The 22,698-nt window shown below is 52.7% G+C and carries 18 protein-coding genes; 5 read left to right on the forward strand and 13 right to left on the reverse strand.

Annotated features, from left to right (window positions below; translation table 11 throughout):
- Positions 1 to 22: 22 nt before the first annotated feature.
- From CSA35_02445 to CSA35_02455, 3 genes are all read right to left on the reverse strand, one after another.
- The gene (locus CSA35_02445) at positions 23 to 3,574 is read right to left on the reverse strand and encodes a hypothetical protein (protein PIE55309.1); all 3,552 of its coding nucleotides are present in this window, start codon (positions 3,572 to 3,574) and stop codon (positions 23 to 25) included.
- A gap of 93 nt (positions 3,575 to 3,667) precedes the next feature.
- Positions 3,668 to 4,429 carry a hypothetical protein gene (locus tag CSA35_02450; GenBank protein PIE55310.1) on the reverse strand — a complete coding sequence of 254 codons (762 nt, stop codon included), beginning with the start codon at positions 4,427 to 4,429 and terminating at the stop codon, positions 3,668 to 3,670.
- Positions 4,430 to 5,483: 1,054 nt separating this feature from the next.
- Complete coding sequence (locus CSA35_02455) at positions 5,484 to 6,173, reverse strand: transcriptional regulator (GenBank protein ID PIE55350.1); 690 nt, start codon at positions 6,171 to 6,173, stop codon at positions 5,484 to 5,486.
- Between the two features lie 273 nt (positions 6,174 to 6,446).
- Between CSA35_02455 and CSA35_02460 the strand changes: the two genes are divergently transcribed.
- Together CSA35_02460 and CSA35_02465 are read left to right on the forward strand one after the other, a co-directional pair.
- Positions 6,447 to 7,160: a hypothetical protein gene (locus CSA35_02460; protein PIE55311.1), complete on the forward strand. Its 714-nt coding sequence runs from the start codon at positions 6,447 to 6,449 to the stop codon at positions 7,158 to 7,160.
- 61 nt (positions 7,161 to 7,221) lie between these two features.
- The gene (locus CSA35_02465) at positions 7,222 to 8,883 is read left to right on the forward strand and encodes a hydroxylamine reductase (GenBank protein PIE55312.1); all 1,662 of its coding nucleotides are present in this window, start codon (positions 7,222 to 7,224) and stop codon (positions 8,881 to 8,883) included.
- Between the two features lie 89 nt (positions 8,884 to 8,972).
- Here the strand turns inward: CSA35_02465 and CSA35_02470 are convergent, their stop codons facing one another.
- Positions 8,973 to 9,926, reverse strand: a complete 954-nt coding sequence (locus CSA35_02470) for a hypothetical protein (protein PIE55313.1) — start codon at positions 9,924 to 9,926, stop codon at positions 8,973 to 8,975.
- A 327-nt stretch (positions 9,927 to 10,253) separates the two neighbouring features.
- Here CSA35_02470 and CSA35_02475 point away from each other — a divergent pair, with 327 nt between their 5' ends.
- Together CSA35_02475 and CSA35_02480 are read left to right on the forward strand one after the other, a co-directional pair.
- Positions 10,254 to 11,408 carry a beta-aspartyl-peptidase gene (locus CSA35_02475; protein ID PIE55351.1) on the forward strand — a complete coding sequence of 385 codons (1,155 nt, stop codon included), beginning with the start codon at positions 10,254 to 10,256 and terminating at the stop codon, positions 11,406 to 11,408.
- Between the two features lie 148 nt (positions 11,409 to 11,556).
- The gene (locus tag CSA35_02480) at positions 11,557 to 11,928 is read left to right on the forward strand and encodes a hypothetical protein (GenBank protein PIE55314.1); all 372 of its coding nucleotides are present in this window, start codon (positions 11,557 to 11,559) and stop codon (positions 11,926 to 11,928) included.
- 710 nt (positions 11,929 to 12,638) lie between these two features.
- On the opposite strand, the gene CSA35_02485 is transcribed toward CSA35_02480, so the two are convergent.
- From CSA35_02485 to CSA35_02520, 8 genes are all read right to left on the reverse strand, one after another.
- Positions 12,639 to 13,337, reverse strand: coding sequence for a 3-methyladenine DNA glycosylase (locus tag CSA35_02485; protein ID PIE55315.1), 699 nt, complete (start codon positions 13,335 to 13,337; stop codon positions 12,639 to 12,641).
- A 151-nt stretch (positions 13,338 to 13,488) separates the two neighbouring features.
- On the reverse strand, positions 13,489 to 14,214 hold the full coding sequence (locus CSA35_02490) for an ABC transporter ATP-binding protein (protein ID PIE55316.1): 726 nt from the start codon (positions 14,212 to 14,214) through the stop codon (positions 13,489 to 13,491).
- Positions 14,214 to 14,984 carry a high-affinity branched-chain amino acid ABC transporter ATP-binding protein LivG gene (gene livG / locus CSA35_02495; protein PIE55317.1) on the reverse strand — a complete coding sequence of 257 codons (771 nt, stop codon included), beginning with the start codon at positions 14,982 to 14,984 and terminating at the stop codon, positions 14,214 to 14,216. Before livG ends, CSA35_02490 begins: the two co-directional genes overlap by 1 nt.
- Positions 14,981 to 15,841 (reverse strand): branched-chain amino acid ABC transporter permease, encoded by an 861-nt coding sequence (locus CSA35_02500; GenBank protein PIE55318.1) that lies wholly within the window; start codon positions 15,839 to 15,841, stop codon positions 14,981 to 14,983. The genes livG and CSA35_02500 overlap by 4 nt, the downstream gene beginning before the upstream one ends.
- A 2-nt stretch (positions 15,842 to 15,843) precedes the next feature.
- Complete coding sequence (locus tag CSA35_02505; protein PIE55319.1) at positions 15,844 to 16,725, reverse strand: branched-chain amino acid ABC transporter permease; 882 nt, start codon at positions 16,723 to 16,725, stop codon at positions 15,844 to 15,846.
- Positions 16,726 to 16,813: 88 nt separating this feature from the next.
- On the reverse strand, positions 16,814 to 17,911 hold the full coding sequence (locus tag CSA35_02510; GenBank protein PIE55352.1) for an ABC transporter substrate-binding protein: 1,098 nt from the start codon (positions 17,909 to 17,911) through the stop codon (positions 16,814 to 16,816).
- Between the two features lie 114 nt (positions 17,912 to 18,025).
- Positions 18,026 to 18,778: a hypothetical protein gene (locus CSA35_02515; GenBank protein ID PIE55320.1), complete on the reverse strand. Its 753-nt coding sequence runs from the start codon at positions 18,776 to 18,778 to the stop codon at positions 18,026 to 18,028.
- 114 nt (positions 18,779 to 18,892) lie between these two features.
- Entirely contained in the window at positions 18,893 to 20,065 is a 1,173-nt protein-coding gene (locus tag CSA35_02520; GenBank protein ID PIE55321.1) for a cystathionine beta-lyase, read from the reverse strand.
- 167 nt (positions 20,066 to 20,232) lie between these two features.
- Here CSA35_02520 and CSA35_02525 point away from each other — a divergent pair, with 167 nt between their 5' ends.
- A complete protein-coding gene (locus CSA35_02525; protein ID PIE55322.1) occupies positions 20,233 to 21,852 on the forward strand; it encodes a Na/Pi cotransporter in 1,620 nt (539 codons plus the stop codon).
- Here CSA35_02525 and CSA35_02530 read toward each other — a convergent pair.
- Positions 21,849 to 22,613 (reverse strand): Maebl, encoded by a 765-nt coding sequence (locus CSA35_02530; GenBank protein ID PIE55353.1) that lies wholly within the window; start codon positions 22,611 to 22,613, stop codon positions 21,849 to 21,851. The genes CSA35_02525 and CSA35_02530 overlap by 4 nt on opposite strands.
- Positions 22,614 to 22,698: the final 85 nt, after the last annotated feature.

The following is a 22,698-nucleotide window of genomic DNA, read 5'->3' on the forward strand; positions in this document are numbered from 1 at the left end:
GGCGCCTTTTCGTATATGAGAACTATGGATCGTCGGAGCCACCAACGATTTGTTGAATGAGCCCCTCTAAAATCTGATCCTTTACTTGATCTCCGGCTTCGTCACCCTGTGAACCGCCCTCTCCCGTAGGAATGTCAACCTTTATCCGTATTTTAGGTTCGGTAGTCTCTGAATCTCCAGGTAGAGAGGGAATACTGGACCCCATCGGAGTCTCGTCTTTGATCCGAAGTTCGGAGACCTCAGGGGCTTCTCTGCTACCACCCAGGTGAAGTTGAACTTCCCGAAAATCGTTCCTGGAATAGCCCCCCACGAGCTCTCCCAGTAGATCACTGACCAAAACTCGAGGATCCCTGATCTTGTCCAGAATGGACGCATTCAGGATACTCTTGAGTGCTCCCAAAAAAGAATTCAAGGCCTTGAGATTGACCTCCCCTACACACAATAAATCCAACTCTTCCCCCTTCTGAGAAGTGACAGCGTTACCCCATCGCACAGAGCCACTCGCAGCCACGTATTTAAACACGGGGTCATGAGGCCATGCCGAGGCTCTGCCTCCCGGAAGTATGAAAAGTTCATTGCCGCTCAAGTTGAAGTTAGCCGAGATGTCCCTGATTTTCAGGGGGACACCCTTGGTGACGGACTTGAGTACGGCGAAATCCCGAAACTCCACTGAACGTCCCTTGAGGTAGCCATCGATGTTCATGAGGAAGGCGCGGCCAGCAATGCCCGAGATATCAAGCCTCACGTCCACGCTCCCAGCCATACTCCCCGAAAGATCCGTACAGTCTCTCATCAGAGGAGCCAGATCGGCACTGACCACTGATACCCGCCCCTTCCAGGTTTTTCTGCCAAACGCCACCCCAAGGTCAGCCACGGCCTTTCCTCCGTACACCTGAGCCCGTCCTTCCATAACCCGAAGTTTTTTCTCCGTAAGAGTGAGGGGGATATCAACCGACCGAAGGTGAAGCCCTGCAATAGATATCTCTTCGGAACTCCCCCTGCCCGAGGCATTAAGGCGGCCTCTTGACCAGAGCCCCGTCAGATCCAGATTCACCCGACCGGAACCGACGCCCTCCAAGACAGGGGAGAGGGCTGTCAGGGGCACATCCTTACCTGATGCGACGAACCGAATTCCCCAGGCGCCCTCCTGAGGAACGAGATCACAGGAAGCGACAATACGCCTGTCTCCGAAGAGACTGGAGGCCCGAAAGGAGACATCATCCCCCCGTCTCAGATATCCCCCCAAGTCGGCACTGACAAATGATACGTTCCCCACCTGGATTCGAGGGGCCACTGCTCGAGCGTACAGCTTACTCCGGCCTAAAGGGCCGAGAAGATGAAGCTTGCCCGAAACGGTACCTCCCATGGAGACATCTTTGGGCATAAATCCCCGGATATCCAGACCGTCAACCATTGCCTCCAGATCCAGGGCCCCCTTCTTCTTTCCTGAAGACAGCCGGACCCAGCCACCCCCAGTGAGGGGAGCTCCCCCAAGCTGCCCTTTCATGACAGAGACCAGGCGATCCCCATCTGTATCTAAACGTACCGAGAGGTTCTCCAGAGGAAAGAAGCCCACGTCAATTCGAGGGGCCTGAGCCGAGACGTGGATTTTAGGGGCACCAACACTTCCGGTCAGCGAAAAGCGGGCATCGACGATGCCCTCCCCCTCCAGATCCCCGAGCCCCTGAAAAAGCTCTTTACTCTTCATCTCTCTAAGTTGACCTGAAAAATTCATTGCGCCAGACTTCAAGAAAAGATCTCCCGAAAGAGCAAGTTTTCCACCATATAACGAGGCTATACCCTCACGAACGGTCAGTTTATCTCCGTTCAAAACCAAGTCGAGATGGGGACGGGCCAGAGGAAGGACGTTAACGAAATTGATCTCTTGAGACTTCAGCTTCGCCGTAAGACGTCCGGAACCGGAGCCAATCTGCCGATAGGTCCAGCGACCATCAACACTCCCCTTAAGGGCTAGATTTTCAAGAGAAGGCAGGATGCGAACCAACCCAGCTCCTTGCACGCCCTGCACTGTTCCTCGGAAAGACGTCTTGAGTTCAGGTGAAAAACGAAAGCGACCGGCACCAACCAGAACGCCGTCAGCCACGGACAGAGTGAAAGAAGGCAGCCGAATCAGGCCATCATCGTATTGGATCGTCCCTGTGGCATGAGAGAAAGCGACACCCACGGCCCGAGGCTTACGTATCGTCACGTTCCCGGTAATCGTCGGAGAGGTAGGGATTCGTTGAACGTGAAGGTCGGCATCCACAAGCCCTTCCAGATCCTCGGGAATTCCCAGGCCGGTTGGCAGCAAGTCCGCCTGCACTCCTCGAACCGTCACGTTCAGATCCATGTCACGAGATACCGCGTCCAGCCCTCCCTTCAGGGCAACGGTACCACCCAGGAGAGAGAGAGCTCCGCTTACCTCAATCGCCCCTCCCTCTTGCAATCGACCAAATCCCTTAAGATCGGAGAACGCTATACCTCGGACAGTTCCCCGGGAAACATCCATGGAAACAACTCCCTTCAGGGCATCAAAGGGACCAAAAAGACTTAGATCCAGAGTTCGAACAGATGCCGCCAGATCTTCCGAGAGAGGCATGAAATCAAGCCAGGGATCAAGCCCCAGATTTCGAGCATGAGCGTTCACCTGAATGAGACCAGAGGAACTCAGCCTACCATCTCCAGAGATTAATACATCGCCCGAGGCCCCTCGCCAGTTCACAAAAGTCAAGGTATCTTTATCGATCCGAACAGCCCCAGAGATATCGGGCACGGGCAGTCCCAAGACGGCAAGAGATCGCCCCGATACAATTCCAGAAAGACGAGGGTCTTCAAGATTCCCAGTAAGGCCATAATCCATGGAGAGCTCTCCCTGCACATCCATGGAGCAAAGAGAAGGAAGCAACATTTCCATGCGTTTCAGAGCAAGTGAGAGATCTCCCGAGACGGACAGTTGTGGCAGGAGCTTTCCGGCAAGGCGCATCTCTCCACCAAGAACCCTCACCGACGACGAAACTACAGAGAGAGCCCCTTCATCAGTGCTCACCAGAAGTTGAGCGTTCACTGATAGCCCCTTCCATGCTCCGTCCCCCGAAATAGCCCAGTTTTGCCCTTCCCGAAGAATTTGACATCGATCCACAGACCATTCCAAGCCACTCATGGATCGGATGCGATGCACATCCAGTTGCCCCAGCTCTATTGAGGGAGACGCTTTACCCTTTTGAGGAATTATATGAGACACTCGTTCTTCGCAGATCTGTGTTCCCTCAAGAGAGACCTGTGCCAGTCGCAGGCGTCCCGCCAGGAGAGTCACAAGATCGAGACGGGCAAAGAGACGCTCCACAGTAGCAACTGAGGTTCCCTGGCTATCGGCCAGATTCAGTCCCCGGAGATCATAGCCTCTTAGAGGATTGCCATCGACAGCCTTTATCGATAGAGTTCCGCCATTTAAAACACTCCCTTCTGCCTCAAGAGCTTGTCGGACGATTTCCCCTCCGAAGGGAACTCCGAGTGCCATTGCGATAACGATCAGAATCAAAAGAGCTAAAAGGCCCGTACAAAGTTTCTTTGTCAACTTTTTTCCTCCAAAAACTGTGGATATCGTGGACAAACCTGTGGATAAGTGGTGGGTTGACCTGTGAATTAGCGTTGGACAAAGAGTTATCCACTACATATGTTCTACCTGTTTGATTGAGCCAATCTCCATCTCAGGCCCCCCATATCCGGACACGACCTTCCCCGTCACAGTGACGACCGAGCCTGGACAAAAAAGGCCCGGGGAGAGCGACGATATCACTGGCTGCCTGAGTCGAAGCCGCAAAGAGCTATCCTTCAGGTACACCGTCAGAAAAGCTTTGGTAACAACGGTGCGACTGATCACTCCAGTAACTGAGAGAAAGTGTCCTCTCAATGCAGTAATCTCAGATGAAACCTGAGCTGGAGTATACGCTCTTCTTCGGGCAATACCCCACAACCCCGACCTTGACGATCTTCCCTGGCTTACCCCACGTTCCACCAGATCAAGATGCTCCAAACCGTCTCCCATGGGGAGAGGAAGAGCCAGCCCCATGGCACAAAGCTCCTCAGCCAAAAGCCGTGGTCCTTCGGGACCTGTAAACCATACGTGAGCCAGAGTGCGGCCGTACCGATCAATCCCCCGAATCTCCAACTCCACATCCCGGGAAGCGATCATGGCCACGGCGGCCCGACGGGCCTCCATCCCTAACTCTTCGACACCCCGCACTGGATGATGAAGCTCGGGGGTGTCGATCAACAAGCATCGGACGTTTATTTCTCCATGGGCACATCGCACTCGATAGGTGTCGCCATCAAGCACATCGAGAACTCGGGCCTCATCTCCCCAGAGCTCCCCTCCCCACATGAGCAAGCTTATCGTCAGGACGAGGCAACACACAGCACGTCGGAACACCGCAACGTCCTCCTTTATAAAACTCTTCCATGGGCTTTATATAATACCTTGTCCCACTGAAAAACGGGGAAGGTCTAAAAAGATCAATATCTTGAAACCCCTTTACTAAACCCAGGGCCTCCTGTGACCACAAAGATTCTGTGTAAGAGTCTATGAGAACAGAGTCAAGCCATGGGAAGGGATGGGAGGATTTTCAACGACCATGAACACCAAAGACTAAAAACTTAAATATTTATGAATAAGACTCTATTTAACAAAACATACGCGAAGAATTTTGCCATACGGACACCTCCAAAAACCTACATCCGAGTCTCCCAGCCTCAGGTCTTCCAGGATGGATCTACTTTTGAGCAATACAGGTTCTCAGGCACCCCTCCACAAAGGCATGATGCTCTGACTTCCCCTGGAGTTCTTTGCCGGTAACCATATAGAGACTTTCAGTTATGCAGGGGCATGCTCCTCCAGAAATTGACTTATGAAGCGCTCACGGAAAGGGCCTTTTGTCTGGAACCCCTCGCTGCATAGAGGTTGGGGCTGATATCCCTGATCACGACCACCACGAAAAGGATTTTCTCGAGGAACGATCGTGACCTGTCTCGCCAGCTCAACAGATTAAGAGTAGAAAGAACGTCATCCGCTTTCATACAAGATACGCATCTTTAGTGGCAAAGATCAGTATATGATTGTTATTATCGTGCGTTTTAAAAGGCTGATTTATGCTGACCTTTAACAGTCTTCTTGCCCCTCGACGAACAGACCTCTATACTTATCATGTGAAAACTGACCTCAAGCACCGCACATCGCCACAGAAAGGGAGGAATGGACCATGAATACTGTAGCATTTGTCGTCGCCTACTTGGCGCTGTCGGCTTGCGTACTCTGGCACAGAGAACTGCTGGAAAAGATCCATACGGTCCGTCAGCAAACACAGGGTGATTGATTTCACACCCCACAGGGGTACCGCCCAACACGGTGCCTTTTCTTTTGGGCACCTCTAAAACCTAACATCCGTAATCTCCCAGTCTCAGGGTCGTTTAGAGGTTCCCTTTTGGTATTATCGACCTTCATACCGGCCCTGCTCAGCCAAATCGAGCAGGGCCGGTCTATTGATCAAGAGTACGGTAGATCGCTCCACCCGCAGGAGCCCCCGTTCAGTCATATTGGCAAAGATACGGGACAGGGTCTCCGGTGTGGTCCCCAGAATCGCGGCCAGCTGTCCCTTCGAGCTCTCCAGAACCACAGCATCGGGACTCCCTTGCTTCTCGTGCAGGTATATCAAGTAGGTGGCTAATCGACCGGGCACTTCCTTGAGGGCCAGCCCCTCAATCTGAGTCGTAAGCTGCCGCATCCTCATGGACAAGCTCCCAAGCATCGAGAGAGCCAGTTGAGGCTCCTTACCAATGAGTTCCAAAAAAGTAACCCTGGGAAAGAGCAAAAGCTCGCAGTCGGATAGGGCTTGGGCCGAAGCGGGGTAGCACCCTTCTGAAAACAGGGTGACCTGGGCAAAAAGATCGCCAGGCCGGCAGATACGAAAAATAACCTCCTTCCCCTCTGAAGACATTTTGTAGATCTTGACCTGTCCCGTAACCACCACGAAACAACCTTCCCCAGGGTCTCCCTGAGCAAAGAGGATCTCTTTCTTTCGACGTCGTTTGATCACAGCAACCGAGGCCACTCGTTCCAGAGCCGTCGGAGGAAGGCCCCAAAATCCCGTTATCTCACGAAGCACCTCTGACCTCTCCATCACAAAAACACCTCCTTGTTTTCAACCGTAGGGCACCTCCTGTGCCCTCCCGGCTTGGGACGACATCCGCCTCGCCCCAGTCGATACTTCACGACGGCAGGTCAAAAATACGAACCTCGAATGGGCTCCGTCGAAACCACCTGAGGCGAGTTTCTGAGTTTTCAGAGGTTTCCCGTAGTTTCTTTTTGATCTCTCTCAAGGTAACCGTCATCGTCTTGTCTCATTATAGAACTCAAAGAGAGGCCTCATCCAAGGAGCAAGGAGGATATCGTTATGACAAAAAAATGGAACCACAAAAAAGAAGAATTCCGCATTATGGACGTACGTCAAGCCAAGGGGAACTTTCTTCCCAACCTGTTGAAGACCTGCCGTTCCCTGAAGGTCGGCGATGGAATCTGCATCGTTCAAACCTTCGAACCTGTCCCCCTGTACTCGGCCCTTGCCGAGTTGGGATTTGAGCACGAGACAGAGCGGATCTCGGATCGGGAATACCGAGTCTGGTTCTGCCGAACCCAGGGTGGAACGTCCCTCTACGACAAAACGGGGGACATGCCCCTGAAGCCCACAGCTATCCTGAATTTCAAGAAGGTGGATCAAGATCTGGCGTCCCGGGTGGTGGATTTTTGGCAGCTGATCTGGGGAAAAGAGAACCCAGCCATAGACATGAAAACCAAGCTGCTGCTGTCGTTGACCAATGGCGTTGGAGCTGGTCGATTCCGACAGGCAACTCGGGAGCTGATCAAAACCTACGCCCTGGGAACAACCGTCGAAGAGTTGGACGAGGTATTCTCCCTCATGACTTGGAACGGCGGCATTGGCACCTTCGCATCGGAGATCGGTCCATCCCCTCTCTTTGGGGCTTATCAGCTGATCAAGGACATGGAGAATCGAGGCGTTGACCGATTGACCATAGTAACCAAGCTCACCGAGATCTACGGCGAATCAAATCCCCAGGTCAGCGTAGCCGGCGGCGTCGAGGGGGCCTAGACGATATAGAAGATAGCACATCCATTTAACCGGAAAGATTCACAGGAGGGGAGGATCATTGATGTTTTGCTTTCAATGTCAGGAATGTGCCCGAAACACGGGATGCACCGTTCAGGGAGTTTGCGGGAAAAAAGAAAGCACCGCCATCCTCCAGGACTTATTGCTTTACATCCTGAAAGGAATCGGAATCTGGGGAATGATGGCCAACGAACTGGAGGTGCTTGAGGACCAGGATGGCCAGATAATGGCCGAAGGGCTTTTCGCCACCATTACCAACGCTAACTGGGATGATGATCGATTCGTCCAGATGATAGGCGAAGCCCTGATCCATCGGGATACCCTGAAAAACCGCACTCTCAAAGCATACCGGGAACGTTACGGACGTGATTTCGACAAAGTCGTTCACGACGCTGCGACCTGGATACCTTCCGATCAGGAATCCTTTTTCAGTAAAGCCCAAGAGGTCGGTGTCTTGTCCACAAAAGACGAGGATGTTCGCTCTCTCAGGGAAATGCTCATCATCGGACTCAAGGGGATCGCCGCCTACACCGACCACGCCTCGATTTTGGGATACCGGGATCATTCCATCGAATTGTTCTTTATGGAGGCCATGGCCTCCACAACGGAGGATCGAACTACCGACGATATGGTGAGGTTGATCATGAAGGCCGGAGAGGTAGCGGTTACCTCCATGGCACTACTGGATCGAGCCAACACAGAGACCTACGGTCACCCAGAGATCACATCGGTGAATCTGGGCGTCCGGTCCAACCCAGCGATTCTCATCAGCGGGCACGACCTTCGAGATCTGGAAGAGCTGCTGAAGCAAACCGAGGGAACCGGTGTGGACGTCTACACTCACGGAGAGATGCTTCCAGCGCATTACTACCCATTCTTTAAACAGTACGACCATTTCGTGGGGAACTACGGCAACGCCTGGTGGCAACAGAACGACGAATTCGAGGCCTTCAACGGTGCGATCCTCATGACCACTAACTGCCTGGTTCCCCTCCGTTCCAAAGACACCTACGGCGACCGCCTGTTCACCACAGGCATGACAGGGTATCCCGGAATCATTCACATCCCTGACCGAAAAGGCGACAAACCGAAGGATTTCTCCGACGTGATAGCCAAAGCTAAGGGGTGTCCGCCACCCACCGAACTGGAGACCGGAAGCATCGTAGGAGGTTTCGCCCATAACCAGGTCATGGCCTTAGCCGACAAGGTCGTGGAAGCCGTTACCTCGGGAGCCATCAAGCGGTTCATCGTCATGGCCGGATGCGACGGGCGCCACAAGTCCCGAGCATACTACACCGACGTAGCTGTGGCATTGCCACAGGACACGGTGATTTTGACAGCAGGGTGTGCCAAGTACCGATATAACAAACTGAACCTCGGCGACATCGGAGGTATCCCGCGAGTTCTGGACGCTGGTCAGTGCAATGACTCCTACTCCCTGGCCATGATTGCTCTGAAGCTCAAGGAGATCTTCGGTCTGAATGACATAAACGACCTGCCTATCTCCTATGATATCGCCTGGTACGAACAAAAGGCCGTCGCCGTGCTCCTGGCCTTATTGTTCCTGGGGGTGAAAAATATCCGCCTAGGGCCTACCCTACCAGGTTTTCTCTCACCTAATGTAGCCAAGCTCTTGGTAGAGACCTTCGAAATTAAGGGCATTGAGACCGTGGAAAGCGACGTATCAGCTATAATGGTGGGTTAAAGACGTAAAAAAGCAGGGCCTGAGACGGAACCCAAGCCCTGCTTTTTAACTGCGATATCCATGTACACGTCTTGCTCTGAACCCAATAATTATGTCACGCCTCTTTTTTGGAAGGTCGACATCATTGCATCGGACTCCTCACCGGAGATCACGACCACTCGCTCGCCTAAAAGGGTTTCAGCCGTAGACAGAAGAGTGGCATTACATATTTCAATGATCGCTGGAAGTCCCGGCTCACCTTCAGGACCAGAAAGAAAAAGTTTTTCAAGAGCGTCCCACTGGGCGCATAGGCTTTTTCCCTCTATTGGGACGATGAGGCAGGGTCCTTTGGCTCCGTCCATTTGAACGACTAGGGCGGATTGACAGTTGCCGTCAGAATCGATCTTGCTTCGAGCTACAACAGTCCAACGCCCACCCAGAACAGGCAGGTCTTTAACAGCCTCGCTCAACCTGGGAAGAGGAGAGACCTCGCCTTGACCATCACTCTTTCCTACAAGCTGCCCAACTCCCAGAAGAGGATAATCGGGTGTTCCCGACACAAAAAGCATTATTTGCCTCTGCTCATCAAAAAGCCCCTCCTGGTGTATCCCTTTACGGCAGATCTCAATGATGCCTCGGATAGCGTACAGCATGGCGAGAACCTCGTCATTATCGGGCATACGAAAATCCTGTATAACATTGTCGTATACCAAGGGCTCGGGGCACAACCCCTCCGTTGGCTGACATTCGATGGATTGATACCACTCAATAGCATCTGCGGGCAGAGAGTCCCAGCTACCGATAGTACACGTGAAAAAATGAAGGTTATCCCTGAGCTGTAACGTACCTGAGTTGAAGAGAGACATAAAACCACGATGAAGGGATACCCCCACCTTATTGTTTGCCGGATCCACCGACAAAACAACCAAAAGGGGATTCCGTTCGCCAGGCACAGCGACGAAAAACGACGGCAGTTCCTCATTCTCCAACAGCTCGTGAATGCCTTGAAGTTCGACACAAGCTGTAACTAACGCACGAGCGTTATTTCGATGAAGCTCATCCATAAGCAATCCTCCTCACGGTCATGGTACCCACAAAATCCACCATGATCCGATTATTCTACCCCCTTATCAGCGATCCGTGTACAGCGGCCACGCAGTACTATCTTTGCCAGCCAACGTGAGAACTCAGGAACAGCCAAGATTCTGACTGCTGCGCTTCGAGATCGATTTATCAAGAGTAGTATCGTAACGTTGTTCCTCTCTATATCATTGACAGACATCGTGACCATCCTCAGCTGTCATGGGTTATACTAGAGTCGTGAGCCTGGCTGCAGGCATAGGCACCTATCGGACAAACGGAGGTACAAAGTTGTGAATGAAAAACACACGATACCTCCGGCGGTTCTTATCGCCGGAGGTATCGTCTTAGAACCTCGGGAACTCGGAGTTCGAGATATACTGATAGCAGGCGGCATCATCCTGGCCATGGAACCCAAGATCGATCAGAGGGCTGTCGAAACCCTGTTCCCTGATATCCGCATCCTGGACGTCTCTGGCCTCTTGGTGACACCGGGACTCATCGATCAGCACAACCACTTCAACGGAGCTGGAGGCGAGGGAGGCCCGGCCTTCCGAACCCCTCCGGCCCAGCTTTCCTCCTTTGTACGGGCTGGAATCACCGGGGCTGTCGGGCTCTTGGGTACCGACGGTTTCTCCCGATCCCTAACAGAGCTTCTGGCCAAGGCCCGAGGTCTGGAGGTCGAAGGCTTGAGCACCTGGATCTACACAGGCTCCTACCAGATCCCATCACCCACGATCACCGGTTCAGTGGGACGAGATCTCACCGTGATCGATAAAGTGATCGGTGTCAAAATAGCCCTCTCCGATCATCGGAGCCCCCACCCCACGACGGACGAGCTCCGACGCCTTATATCGGATGTTCGGGTTGCCGGACTTCTTTCGGGCAAACCTGGGGTGGTCTGTATCCACATGGGGTCTGAACCCTCCATGCTGGAGCCTCTTCGAGAGGCTCTGTCTGGTCTGGATATCCCGTGGCGTCATCTTCTGCCCACACACGTGAGCCGTACCAAAGAGCTGCTGGCAGACGCAATCCGCCTGGTAAAAGACGGCGGCTACGCCGACATCACTGCGGATAAAAAAACCCCGGCCGCGATTGAGTCCTTCGTCCGCGCCGGAGCCGACATGGAGCGGGTGACCCTGAGTTCCGACGGTAACGGGAGCATGCCACGCTTCAGCGAACGAGGCGAATTTCTAGGTATGGGAATAGGATCGCCCGATTCGCTTCTTCGAGCGATTCGGACCACTCTTGAGGCCAAAATCGTCTCCCGAGAGACGGCCTTCTCGATGGTCACGGCCAACGTGGCCAAGCAACTGGGTTTGAACGGCAAAGGGCACATAGCTCCAGGATACCATGCTGACCTGGCCGTCTTGAGCCCCGAGCTGGAACTGTATCACCTGATTGGCAAAGGACAGTTCATGATGAAAAACAAAAAAATATTGAGAAGGGGCACGTTCGAAATTTAATCTTCCCTTTTGTGTGTCTTCTCAACCGATTTTGATTAGTAATTTAAAAAATAAACCTCACGTATCGTGATATACAACCAAGAAAACGACCGCTCCTAGCTTTGCGATATCAAGGCATCGATTTTATTTTGATACGGAGAATTGTAGAATGGGGTCAAACGTTCCAGTTCCGAAAGATGACGTTGAAAAATCAGCGTTGGTACCTTTTTTCAACAGTATTACCTTCAGAGTTATGTTGGCTTTTTCCATCGTGGCGTTGTTGCCCGTAGTCTCAATCAGCCCCGTCATGCATGTCATCAACAGCAAGTACGAGCACCAGATAGACAACGAGGTCACCAAGGTCCCTACGGGCATCGCTATCTATCTCAAATCCATTCAAGAGACGGCGAGCATGCTCTCAAAACAGACCACTATTAAAAATTCTGGAACTTCTTTGGTGTCCTACGTACATCTGGAGGCCCAACCTCCAAAAACAAAGTCCGTATGGATCCAAAACTCTATGGCCCTCAAGCCAGGATAATCCACGAAGATTTCAAAAGCTTCGTCCAAAGCAGCCCCTCTATCTCGTTCTTTTCCCTTGGAACAGAGGCCCAGGGCGGATACATGTCGTATCCCATGTCGGATCGTCCTCCAGGATACGATCCACGGACTCGAAGCTGGTATAAGCTCTGCAAAAACGCGCCTAACGGCAAGACCTTCTCCAATCCCCGCGCACCCCAAACGATAGGAAGTCATGCATCAGATTTCGATATTCCCGGTTACGAGAGTCCTAAGACAGGTCTCCGCCGGAAAGAGATAATTTGAGAGGGACAGAACCTTCTGGAACGCTCATTTTGTGCTGTAGTCTACGAATAAGGATCCTGGCTGGACATACATCGGTATCGTGGATGACAAGGAATATACCCTGATGGGACGTGGTCTCAGGGTGTTGATCATGGTGTTGTTTCTCGATGGCCTTGCGGTTTCAATCGTTATAGCTCTTCTTACCACATATCGCCGCCATATCAGAAGAGCAAGCGACATCGCCAGAGGAGATGGCCGTCGGAGTACAGAGCATGGGCCAATCGATCGACGAAGTCCTCAACGCAAAGGAATCTTTAAATAAAACAGCTGAAGAAAATAACCACTTTGCAGATATGATTACCGACGTCTCTTAATCCATTACGACGACGACACAGGAACTCCAACGTCTTTTGGAGAGCTTTACCTTGCAAAAAACGGGTAAATAAATCACTCATTCTGGGGACCAAAAACTGAGACCGGCAACGATCGATACGGAACAGCATTTTTGTCCGTAACGCTCACCCAGGGACAGTCCCTTACGTACATCCGCCAGGGAACCGTTCCATAAATCCCTGCGTAGGCGACACCGACACGGGAAGCTGCGAGAACGTCCTGATCATTTACGGGCTCACCCTCTCGAACGATCAAAGGGGAACTTGGGTCGCTTAGGTCGCTTCCATAGTGGGCTGAGGTCACGGCCAAGGCCGCACAGAGCTTACCAGGACCGTCACAAAGTCGCTTCAGGAGCTGTCCTCGGCGGCGCTTCATAACGGCGATTCCTTCCAAGGGCTTCAGAGCCCGTATAAGAACGGCGTCAGGGCACCCTTCCGGACCAGTTACAGCACAGAGTTGATGGTGCATCCCGTAGACGAAAAAAACATAGGCCCTCCCACCAGGACCGAACATGGCCCTGGTGCGGGGGGTCTTCTTCATGGGCCAGGCATGACTGGCCCGATCATACGCTCCGATATACGGCTCGGTCTCCACGATCCGCCCCGAAACGAGCTGCCCCTCTATCCGGCTCTCCAACACACATCCCAAAAGATCCCGAGCCACAGTAAAACAGGAGCGACCGTAGAATCGAGATGGTAGAATGGTTCCTCGCCCCTCCGCTCTTCGCAAGTCCTTGTCGATAGAGGGCGTCATAGATCCAGCTCCAGAGTTTTCTTACATGAACGAAGAAGCTGATATCGGTCTATGGTAGCGATATTCATAGCTAACCTCCTTAAACCCAATGAAGCGGGGACAAGGGCTTTCCCCTCGCCTCCGCTTCATTATTTTCGATTTTTTCTGAAATTTAGTGATGTCCGGTACCCAGATAAGCGGCCTCAACTTCGGGATTGACCAGAAGCTCTTGAGACGGCCCCTCCATGATCACTCGTCCCGTCTGAAGGACATAGGCCCTATGGGAGAGTTTCAGGGCCTGACGGGCATTCTGTTCTACTAAGAGGATGGTCATTCCCTCGCTGTTAATGATTTTGAGTTCCTGGAAGATATCCTTGATGATGATAGGAGCCAAACCAAGGGAGGGCTCGTCCAGAAGCAAAACCCGGGGGGTGGACATGAGAGCCCGTCCGATGGCCAGCATCTGCTGTTCTCCCCCAGAAAGGGTTCCAGCGTACTGCCTGCGGCGTTCCTTGAGCCTGGGGAAGAGATCGAAGACGTGATGCAGAGTACGTTTGATCTCGTCCCGATCCTTTCGGGGGAAGGCTCCCATCATAAGATTTTCCTCAGTAGTGAGGGGGGCGAAAACCCGTCGTCCCTCCGGGGACAGGGAAACTCCTTGGGCCACCACCTGAAAGCTCTTAAATGACAGAGGATCACCGTTCAGAGAGATGCTTCCCCCCTGACGAGGCACGTCGCCCATGATGGCATTCATGAGGGTAGACTTACCGGCACCGTTGGCTCCAATAACCGAGACGATCTCTCCCTCGTAGACGTCCAGATCCACGCCCAAAAGTGCCTTGATAGCACCATAGCTCACCTGTAGACCCCGAATTGACAGGAGAGGTTTTCTGTCCATCACTCGACCTCCTCGCCAAGATAGGCTTTGAGGACCTCAGGATTACCCTGAATCTCCTCGGGGGAGCCCTCAGCAATGACAGCACCGAAATTAAGGCAGACCACGTGAGGACATATCTCCATGACCAGTTCCATATGGTGCTCAATGACCAGGATAGTCAGGTCGAAATCCCGGTGTATTCCCTTGATGAGACTGTTCAGATCTTGCACTTCCTCGGGGTTCATGCCCGCAGCGGGTTCGTCCAGGAGAAGCAAGTAAGGCCGAAGAGCCAAAGCCCGGGCTATCTCCAAGCGCCTCTGGTGGCCGTAAGGTAAGGTCGTTGCCATACGATCAGCTTCCTTTGTCAATTCAACCCGTTCCAGGAGCTCCATGGCCTCGTCCCGAATAGTACGCTCCACGGATCGCCACCGTCCCAGGTGGGTGGCTGCCTCAAAGAATGAGTATCCATGATGCCTCTGACCAGCGGTCATGACATTCTCCAGAACAGTGGCACCCCCGAAAAGCCGCAGGTTCTGAAATGTCCGGGCGATACCATGCCCCACAGCCTGACAGGTTTGGAGGCCAGTGATATCTTGGTCCTGGACCGTTACATGCCCTGAGTCCAGAGGGTAGACGCCAGTAATGAGATTGAAAATGGTGGTTTTACCCGCTCCATTAGGGCCGATGAGGCCGGCCAGTTCTCGCTCTTGAAGGGAAAACGACACGTCCCGAACAGCATGGACCCCACCGAAGAATTTGTTCAATCCGTCCAGCTCAAGGGCCATGGTCATGACCGATCACCGCCCTTTCTGAAGATACGGCGAAGGAGACCCCGAAACTCCATCTGCCCCATCATCCCCTCGGGCCGGAGAACCATGACAAGCACCAACACAAGACCATAGATGAGCATCCGATACTGGGATATTGGCCGGAAGAGCTCTGTGACAAGAGTGATGACCGACGTCCCCAAAATACAGCCACTCATGGACCCAAGTCCACCAAAGACGACTACAGCGGTCATCTCGGTAGACTTGAGCATGTCGAACATCATGGGTTGAATGAAGGAGATAAATCCAGCAAAAAGTCCACCAGCCAAGCCACAGTACAAGGCCGAGATGGACAGGCTGATGACCCTGATCCGGGCCACGTTGAAACCCAAAAGAGCCGCAGCCACGTGATCGTCCCGGCAGGCTTTCAAAGCCCGGCCTAAACGACCATCGATAAGACAGAAGGCAAACACTGCCAGAACCACAAAAAACCCAAAAGCCACAGGCAACGTAGTGAAAGTATCGATCCCAGCCAGCCCTCGAGCGCCATTGGTGAGGCTCTGCCAGTTCTCCAAAATGAGCCGGATGGATTCGGCCAGACCGATGGACACGATGGCGTAATAGTCTCCCATAAGCTTGAGGGTTGGTATCCCAATGAGACAACCTACGAGCATAGCCACGCCCCCTCCGGCTAAAACCGCAGGAAACCAGGCAACTCCGTAGTCCAAGGTGAGGATAGCCGTGGTGTATGCACCCAAAGCCAGATAGGCCGCATGCCCAAGAGTGAAGATACCTGTAAATCCGGTAAGAAGGGAGACGCCCATAGCTGCCATGGCGTTGATGAGCAAGAGGATAAGGATGCCCTCCATATACGCAGACATGGCTACACCTTCTCCTGGATGTCTTTACCGAACAGCCCGCTGGGCCGAACGATCAAGGTAAAAACCAACAGGGCGAAGACGACTAAATCCCGAAGCTGACTGGAGAAAAAGCCAGCAGTCAACATCTCGGAGAGGCCTAAGATCATACTCCCTAGCACAGCACCAGGCAGAGAACCAAGACCACCGATGACCGCTGCGACAAAGGCCTTGATGGTGATCATCCCCAGCTGGGGATACAGAGTGTACCGAACCGAGAGGAAAATCCCCCCCACAGCAGCCAGAAGCCCAGAGACGAAGAAAACCAGGGATATAAGCTTACCCGTATTGACTCCCATGAGGCCAGCGACCGGAAGATCGCAGGCCGCAGCACGAATAGCCAGCCCCCACTTCGTTCGAGAGAGAAATATCTGTAGTCCCCCCAAAAAAATGAAAGCCGTCGCCAGGGATATCAGGTCCAGGGCACTGGTGGTCGCTGTACCAAAGAGATGAACGGGCGAGGTCGGGATCACCGGTGGCAGAGCCCGAAAACGCCCCCCCGCCACGATAACGAATATATTTTCAATAACGATACTCATACCCATGGAAGCGATGAGGAGGTACAAAGTGATGGAGGTCCGCTCCCGTATGGGCCTATAGGCCAGTCGCTCGGTAAGCACAGCAGAAAAACCAGCTCCAACCAAGGCCCCCAGACCAGCAAGCCAAATATTAGCTCCGGCCGATTTTAGGAGAAAGTAGCACAAATACCCTCCAATTATGAGAAATCCACCATGGGCGAAGTTTGAAAACATCAATATTGAGTACACCAAGGAGTAACCGACAGCGATCAGAGCGTAGATAGAGCCCAAAGACAGCCCGTTGATCACCTGTTGCACAAATGTTGCCACGAACCCTTCCTCCTCTAGTATCGTCACGAGAACAAAGACGGGGGGTACTTACGCCCCCCCGTCTCAACAGGAATCACGAAGAAGCCGTCTATTCGGGTCTGATTTTCTTAAAGAACTGTCCTCGACCCTCTTTGGCGACAAGGACGATCCCGTCTTTGTCCAAGGGGTTGTGGAACTCGTCCATGGTGATGACAGCGTGATGAAGCTGTAATTCCTTTGTGGTAGCCAAAGCCTGAGCGATCTTCACAGGATCGTCCGAATCTGCCCTATCGATAGCGTCAAAAAGCCAGTACATGGCGTCATATCCCAGGATGCCGTTGACGAATTCCTTACATTGGTCGTTATATGTAGCTTTGTAGTCAGCAAAGAACTTGGCCATGCTGGGATCGCTTGGTGATACGTGGTTGATCCAATAGGAGTTTTCCATAGCGTCTCCAGCGATCTCCCACATAAACTCAGCGTATCCATCGCCACCTACGAAGACGAGATCGTTCATACCAAGCTCCCGAGCTTGTTTCATGATGAGAGCCATCTCCTTGCCCATGTTAGGCAGGACCAGCACATCGGCTCCAGAGTCCCTGATCTTGGTAAGTTGCGCACGAAAATCCACGTCCTGACCGCCCTTGAATGCCTCGTCAGCTACGGTCTCTCCACCGTAGTTCTTGAAGCTTTTGATGAAGAATTCCCGAAGCCCCTGAGCGTAGTCGCTGGCGATATCGTAGAGCACGGCCGCCTTGGTTTTACCCAGTTCTTTTGCAGCAAACCAGGCGATCAACTTGCCCTGATACGGATCGGTGAAGCAGATTCGGAAACTGTACGGACGAACCTTGCCTCTGCGGTCCACTGTGACCATGGGATTGGTGGAGACCGTTCCGATCTGGGGCACCTTGCCCCGATTTACCAGCGCCGCCGTGGCGATGTTGATGCCGCTGGCGTTGGAGCCCACAATGGCTGAGACGTTGTCCTCCTCTATGAGACGACGGACGGCATTTACAGCATCTTCCTGACGCCCCCGAAAATCGTACACGATGAGCTCGATTTTTTTGCCGTCGATACCACCCTTAGAGTTGATCTCATTCACGGCCAGCTCAGCCGTGCGTTTCTCGGTCTGGCCGTAAGCCGCCCAATCACCGGTCAGCGCCGCCAGATAACCGATTTTAATGGCCTCTCCCGCCATGGCTCCCATCGATACGGTAAGCCCAAGGACGACAGACAAGCACAGCTTAGCGAATATTTTCACTTAAAATTCCCCCTTCAAACATGAATTTTACACGTCCAGCCCTGCCCTTAGTGGAAAAGGCTACTTACGAAGCAAAAGAAGCAGCGGCGCAATCCAAAGGGCACTATAGCCTAAAGGCGTAGAGACACATCCACCACTGATGGTCGGGTCACTCTTGGTCGTGAAGGTACAGAAGGTCGAGAGCCTCGCCGAACCGTTCCTTCCCCAAGCAACAACACGCCAGAAATACTTAGTCCCTTCCTCCAAGTATACGTCCGCCAAGGTGTTATCATTGGTGTAATACCCAGGTACTTGTTTGACGGTCCCGGCGCTGCTGCCAAAATAGACGGTGTAGTGGTCTGCGTTTATATACCCCTCCTCGGTGGACGCATAGGTCCACAGAAGAGTTTGCGATCCATATGGAACATCCGTAGCACCATCTGGCGGATAGACAATCTCAAACTCTCCGGGGGGCGCTGTAACCGTAGTGGTAAAACTCCATATACCAGAAAGGAGATCGCCGCTTACGGTATGGGCCGTGACCTGCCAGTAATAGGTCGCCCCCTCTTCGGTAACCACGTCTGCCATGGGAGCTGACGGGTAAGGAAGGGGGACATCCGTCATAGAGGCAGCGCTCCCTCCAAAACGAACATCATAGCTTACGGCATCACCCGAAACGGCCTCCCAGATAAGGGTCACGGGGCCAGCAGGGACATCCATAGCCTCATTCGTGGGATTAATGGCATCGAGAGGATCGGCTCCTCCTGCAGAGACGATTCCCAGGGTCAGGATCAGGGCGAGAAATAACGTGATGAGAGGGGTAGAACGTGTCATGGTTTCTCCTCTTTTCTGAAGTGGTGTTTTGTAGAGACAAAGCTCCCATTTTTTTATTATACCAGCAGATGACCAATCAGATCAATGTGTGCGTTGCACTTATACAGGTTTTCCTCATCTCAGGGCGGAAACCGCCCTGACGATCTTATCCAAGCCCTCCCGTAACAGAGCTCTAGGCGTAGCAATGTTAAGCCTGGCGAACCCCTCCCCTCCTGAGCCGAACATGGCGCCGCTGTTCATGGCCACACCAGCATCCAGAAGGAAACGTTGAAGAGCCTCGGGTTCTTTTTTCAAGGATCGAAAGTCCACCAATGGCACGTAGGTTCCCTCGGGACGAACCAAAGTAATGAAAGGAATGCGCTTTCTGAGCGTGGTCTCCACCTCGTCAAGGTTACCCTCCAGATACCGAAGCAAGGCCTTAAGCCAGGGTTCGCCGTAACGGTAAGCGGCCTCGAAGGCATTAACAGCCATACAGGTTCCCCCCTCCAGGCTCATGGCCTCGGCCAAGCGATCATAGCGTGCTTTCAAGTCCGCATCGGGAATAACGACGGCCGACGTCTTGAATCCCGCGATATTGAAGGTTTTGCTCGGAGCCATGAAGGTCACGGAACGCCGGGCGATCTCGGGGGAGAGCGATGCTATGGGATGGTGACGAAAGCCGCTGTAAACGACGTCGGAATGAATTTCATCGCTGATAAGGATCACGTTATGACGCAGACAAAGATCCGCCACAGCTGACAAATCACCCTCAGTCCACACCCGACCTGCCGGGTTGTGAGGACTGCACAAGAGCAGCCCCCTGGCACCCCGAAGTTTCTCGTCTAAATCATCTAAATCCATAACGAAGCGACCATCTTTGTAGAGCAGAGGGTTCAGGACAGGCTCCCGACCGTTCAACCGAATCTGTTCCTCAAAGTGATGATAGACCGGTGGCTGGATAACGACAGAATCTCCCGGCTCGGTCAGAGCCTTCAGGGTCAGAGCCATGGCGGTAACGATCCCCGGCGAGTGCGTAATCCAATGTCGCTCGATCTCCCAGTTATGACGGCGATTGACCCAATCTATAAAGGCATCGTACCATCCGTCAGAGTAGCGAGTGTAGCCAAAGATCCCATGCTCCACTCTATTTTGCAACGCCTCTATTATCTGAGGTGGAGCCTTGAAATCCATGTCGGCTACCCACAAAGCCGTCAGATCCTCACGACCGAAGACTTCCTTCATGCCATCCCACTTGGTACAGTTGGTCCCTCGCCGATCCACGATTTGATCAAAATCGTATGTCTGCATATATTCGATCAACTCCTCACATATCCGTCTTTGTGTCCATAAATTGTAATTATATCTCGAACAGGAAAAAACCGTTACCCCTCCCCTGTAAAACGTTTTTACCGTAGAATGATTCCAGAAAGAGATTTACAATTGTCACATTCGTTTTTTTGGGGGATTGATACGACGTGGATACAGCTCATTTTTTTCAGATTCTCGGGGGATTGGGTCTCTTTTTGTATGGAATCAAGCTTATGAGCGATTCACTTCAGGACCTGGCCGGTGATCGTCTTCGACAGCTCATCGCCTCGCTCACAAGCACTCCAATCAAGGGTGTTCTCATCGGAACCCTGGTCACTGTACTCATTCAGAGCAGCAGCGGCACCACGGTGATGGCGGTCAGTTTTGTTCAGGCCGGGCTCATGACCCTGAAGCAGGCAGTAGGGGTAATTATGGGGGCCAACGTAGGCACCACGGTCACAGCCCAACTCATCGCTTTCAAGATAAAGAACTATGCCCTGCCCATCGTAGGGATAGGAATGATTCTGGCCGTTTTCGGAAAGACGAAAAAACAGAAGTATCTGGGCAACGGTATGTTAGGCTTTGGATTCCTTTTCATGGGCATGACGACTATGGAGGGGAGCATGGATTTTCTCCGGAATCGCAAGGATATTTTTCTAGCCTTCAGCCGAAACCCCATCCTTGGCATCCTTGCCGGAACAACACTCACCATGCTTATTCAGTCGAGCTCGGCCACGGTAGGACTCACGATAGCCATGGGCACCCAAGGGCTTCTTCCCCTCGGCGCTGCCATTCCCATTCTTCTTGGAGACAATATGGGAACTACAATCACAGCCGTTCTGGCCTCCCTGGGTTCCAACCGATCAGCTAAGCAGGCAGCAGCATCCCACGTGTTTTTCAACCTCATAGGGGTCTGTATCTTCCTGGTTGCATTGCCTTTATACAAACACGTAATCCTAGCCACATCTTCAGACATTGCCCGACAGATCGCCAACGCTCACACCCTCTTCAATTTGACCAACACCCTGATTTTTCTTCCCTTCGTGACACCCTTCGTGGGCGTCATCAAACGTATCATCCCATCCTCGGAGGAAGCTCATTCAGGTCCTCTCTACCTGGATGCACACCTTCTGGAAGCTTCCCCGGCGGCCGCAACCGACGCTATACGCAAGGAAGTCCTCCATCTCGGTCATATCGCCCTGGAGATGCTGGATGACGTTCATGCAGGCTATACCAAGGATGACCCCAAGATGATTGACCAAGTAAACCAAACAGAAAAAGTCGTTAACGATATGACCCATCGGATCGCTGCGTATGCTTCCGAACTCTGGGAGCGACACATCTCCAGTGAGCTCTCTCAGGTTCTATCGTCCTACGTGAACGGCCTGGGGGATATCGAGCGTATCGGAGACCATGCCCAAAATCTGATGGAGACGTACGAGTATAAGCGAGAGAATAAGCTCAGTTTCTCAGAAAAAGGCATGTCCGAGTTCAACCAGATGTACCAGTTGGTTCGAAGTTCTCTGGCCCTCAGCTTGGAGGCCGTTGAGACCGAGGATCTGAAGAAGGCCAACTACGTCGCGGAGATCCTGGAAGAAGAGGTGGATGACATGGAACAAAAACTTCGAAAAAGCCATATCCGCCGTCTCAACGAGGGCTCATGCAGTCCTTCAGCTGGCGTGGTGTTCATCGACATCCTAAGCAATTTTGAACGGATCGGAGATCACGCCCACAACTTAGCCATGATCGTTCGGGACATGACCCGTATCCGCAAAAAAAGAGGTTAGGCCTTTCGCCTGGTTTTTTTGATGGTCTTTCGCCCCTTGGGACGGTTTCGAATGTATATTACCCGGGAGTGACCGTCACTTTGGACCCTCTCGTCAACATCGAAAATACCTATGGCCGAGGCCAGTTCGCCGAGCTTAGTATACCCGTAATTTCTGGGGTCAAACTCGGGGGACTGTTTGGCGATATTACTCCCCACGGTTCCCAGCTGAGCCCATCCGGCGTCGTCGGAGGCCGCCTCTAAAGATGTTCGCAGGAGATTTACCAACTGGGTGTCACCTTTGAGCTCAACGGATGTCTTGCGTCGGATAGCCGGCTGGGCATCCTCTTTGATGATGATGACTTCAGTGTAGATAAACTTGTCACAGGCCGAGACGAACGGCTTAGGAGTCTTCTTCTCCCCGAAGCCATAGACCGTCAGACCAGCCTCCCGAATGCGGGCAGCCAATCGGGTGAAGTCGCTGTCGCTGGACACAAGACAGAAGCCGTCAAAGCGATTGGTAAACAAGAGATCCATGGCATCGATTATCATGGCACTATCTGTGGCGTTCTTGCCAACAGTGTACCGAAATTGCTGGATGGGCTGGATGGAATGTTCAAGAAGAACGCCCTTCCATCCCCCTAGGTTCGGGGTAGTCCAATCGCCATAGATGCGCTTGACGCTGGCAACACCGTACTTGGCTACCTCAGCGAGCAACCCCTCGGTGATGGCTGGTCTGGCGTTGTCCGCGTCGATGAGAACCGCCAGACGAGGTTGAGATATGTCGGTTTCGCTCATGGTGAGTTCCTCCTTTCCCGAGGTGCCCCAAAGCGCCTCTGCCTTAAAATTAACTTTATATGCTGATCGT

This window comes from Dethiosulfovibrio peptidovorans, from assembly GCA_002748665.1.
Lineage (GTDB): Bacteria > Synergistota > Synergistia > Synergistales > Dethiosulfovibrionaceae > Dethiosulfovibrio > Dethiosulfovibrio peptidovorans_A.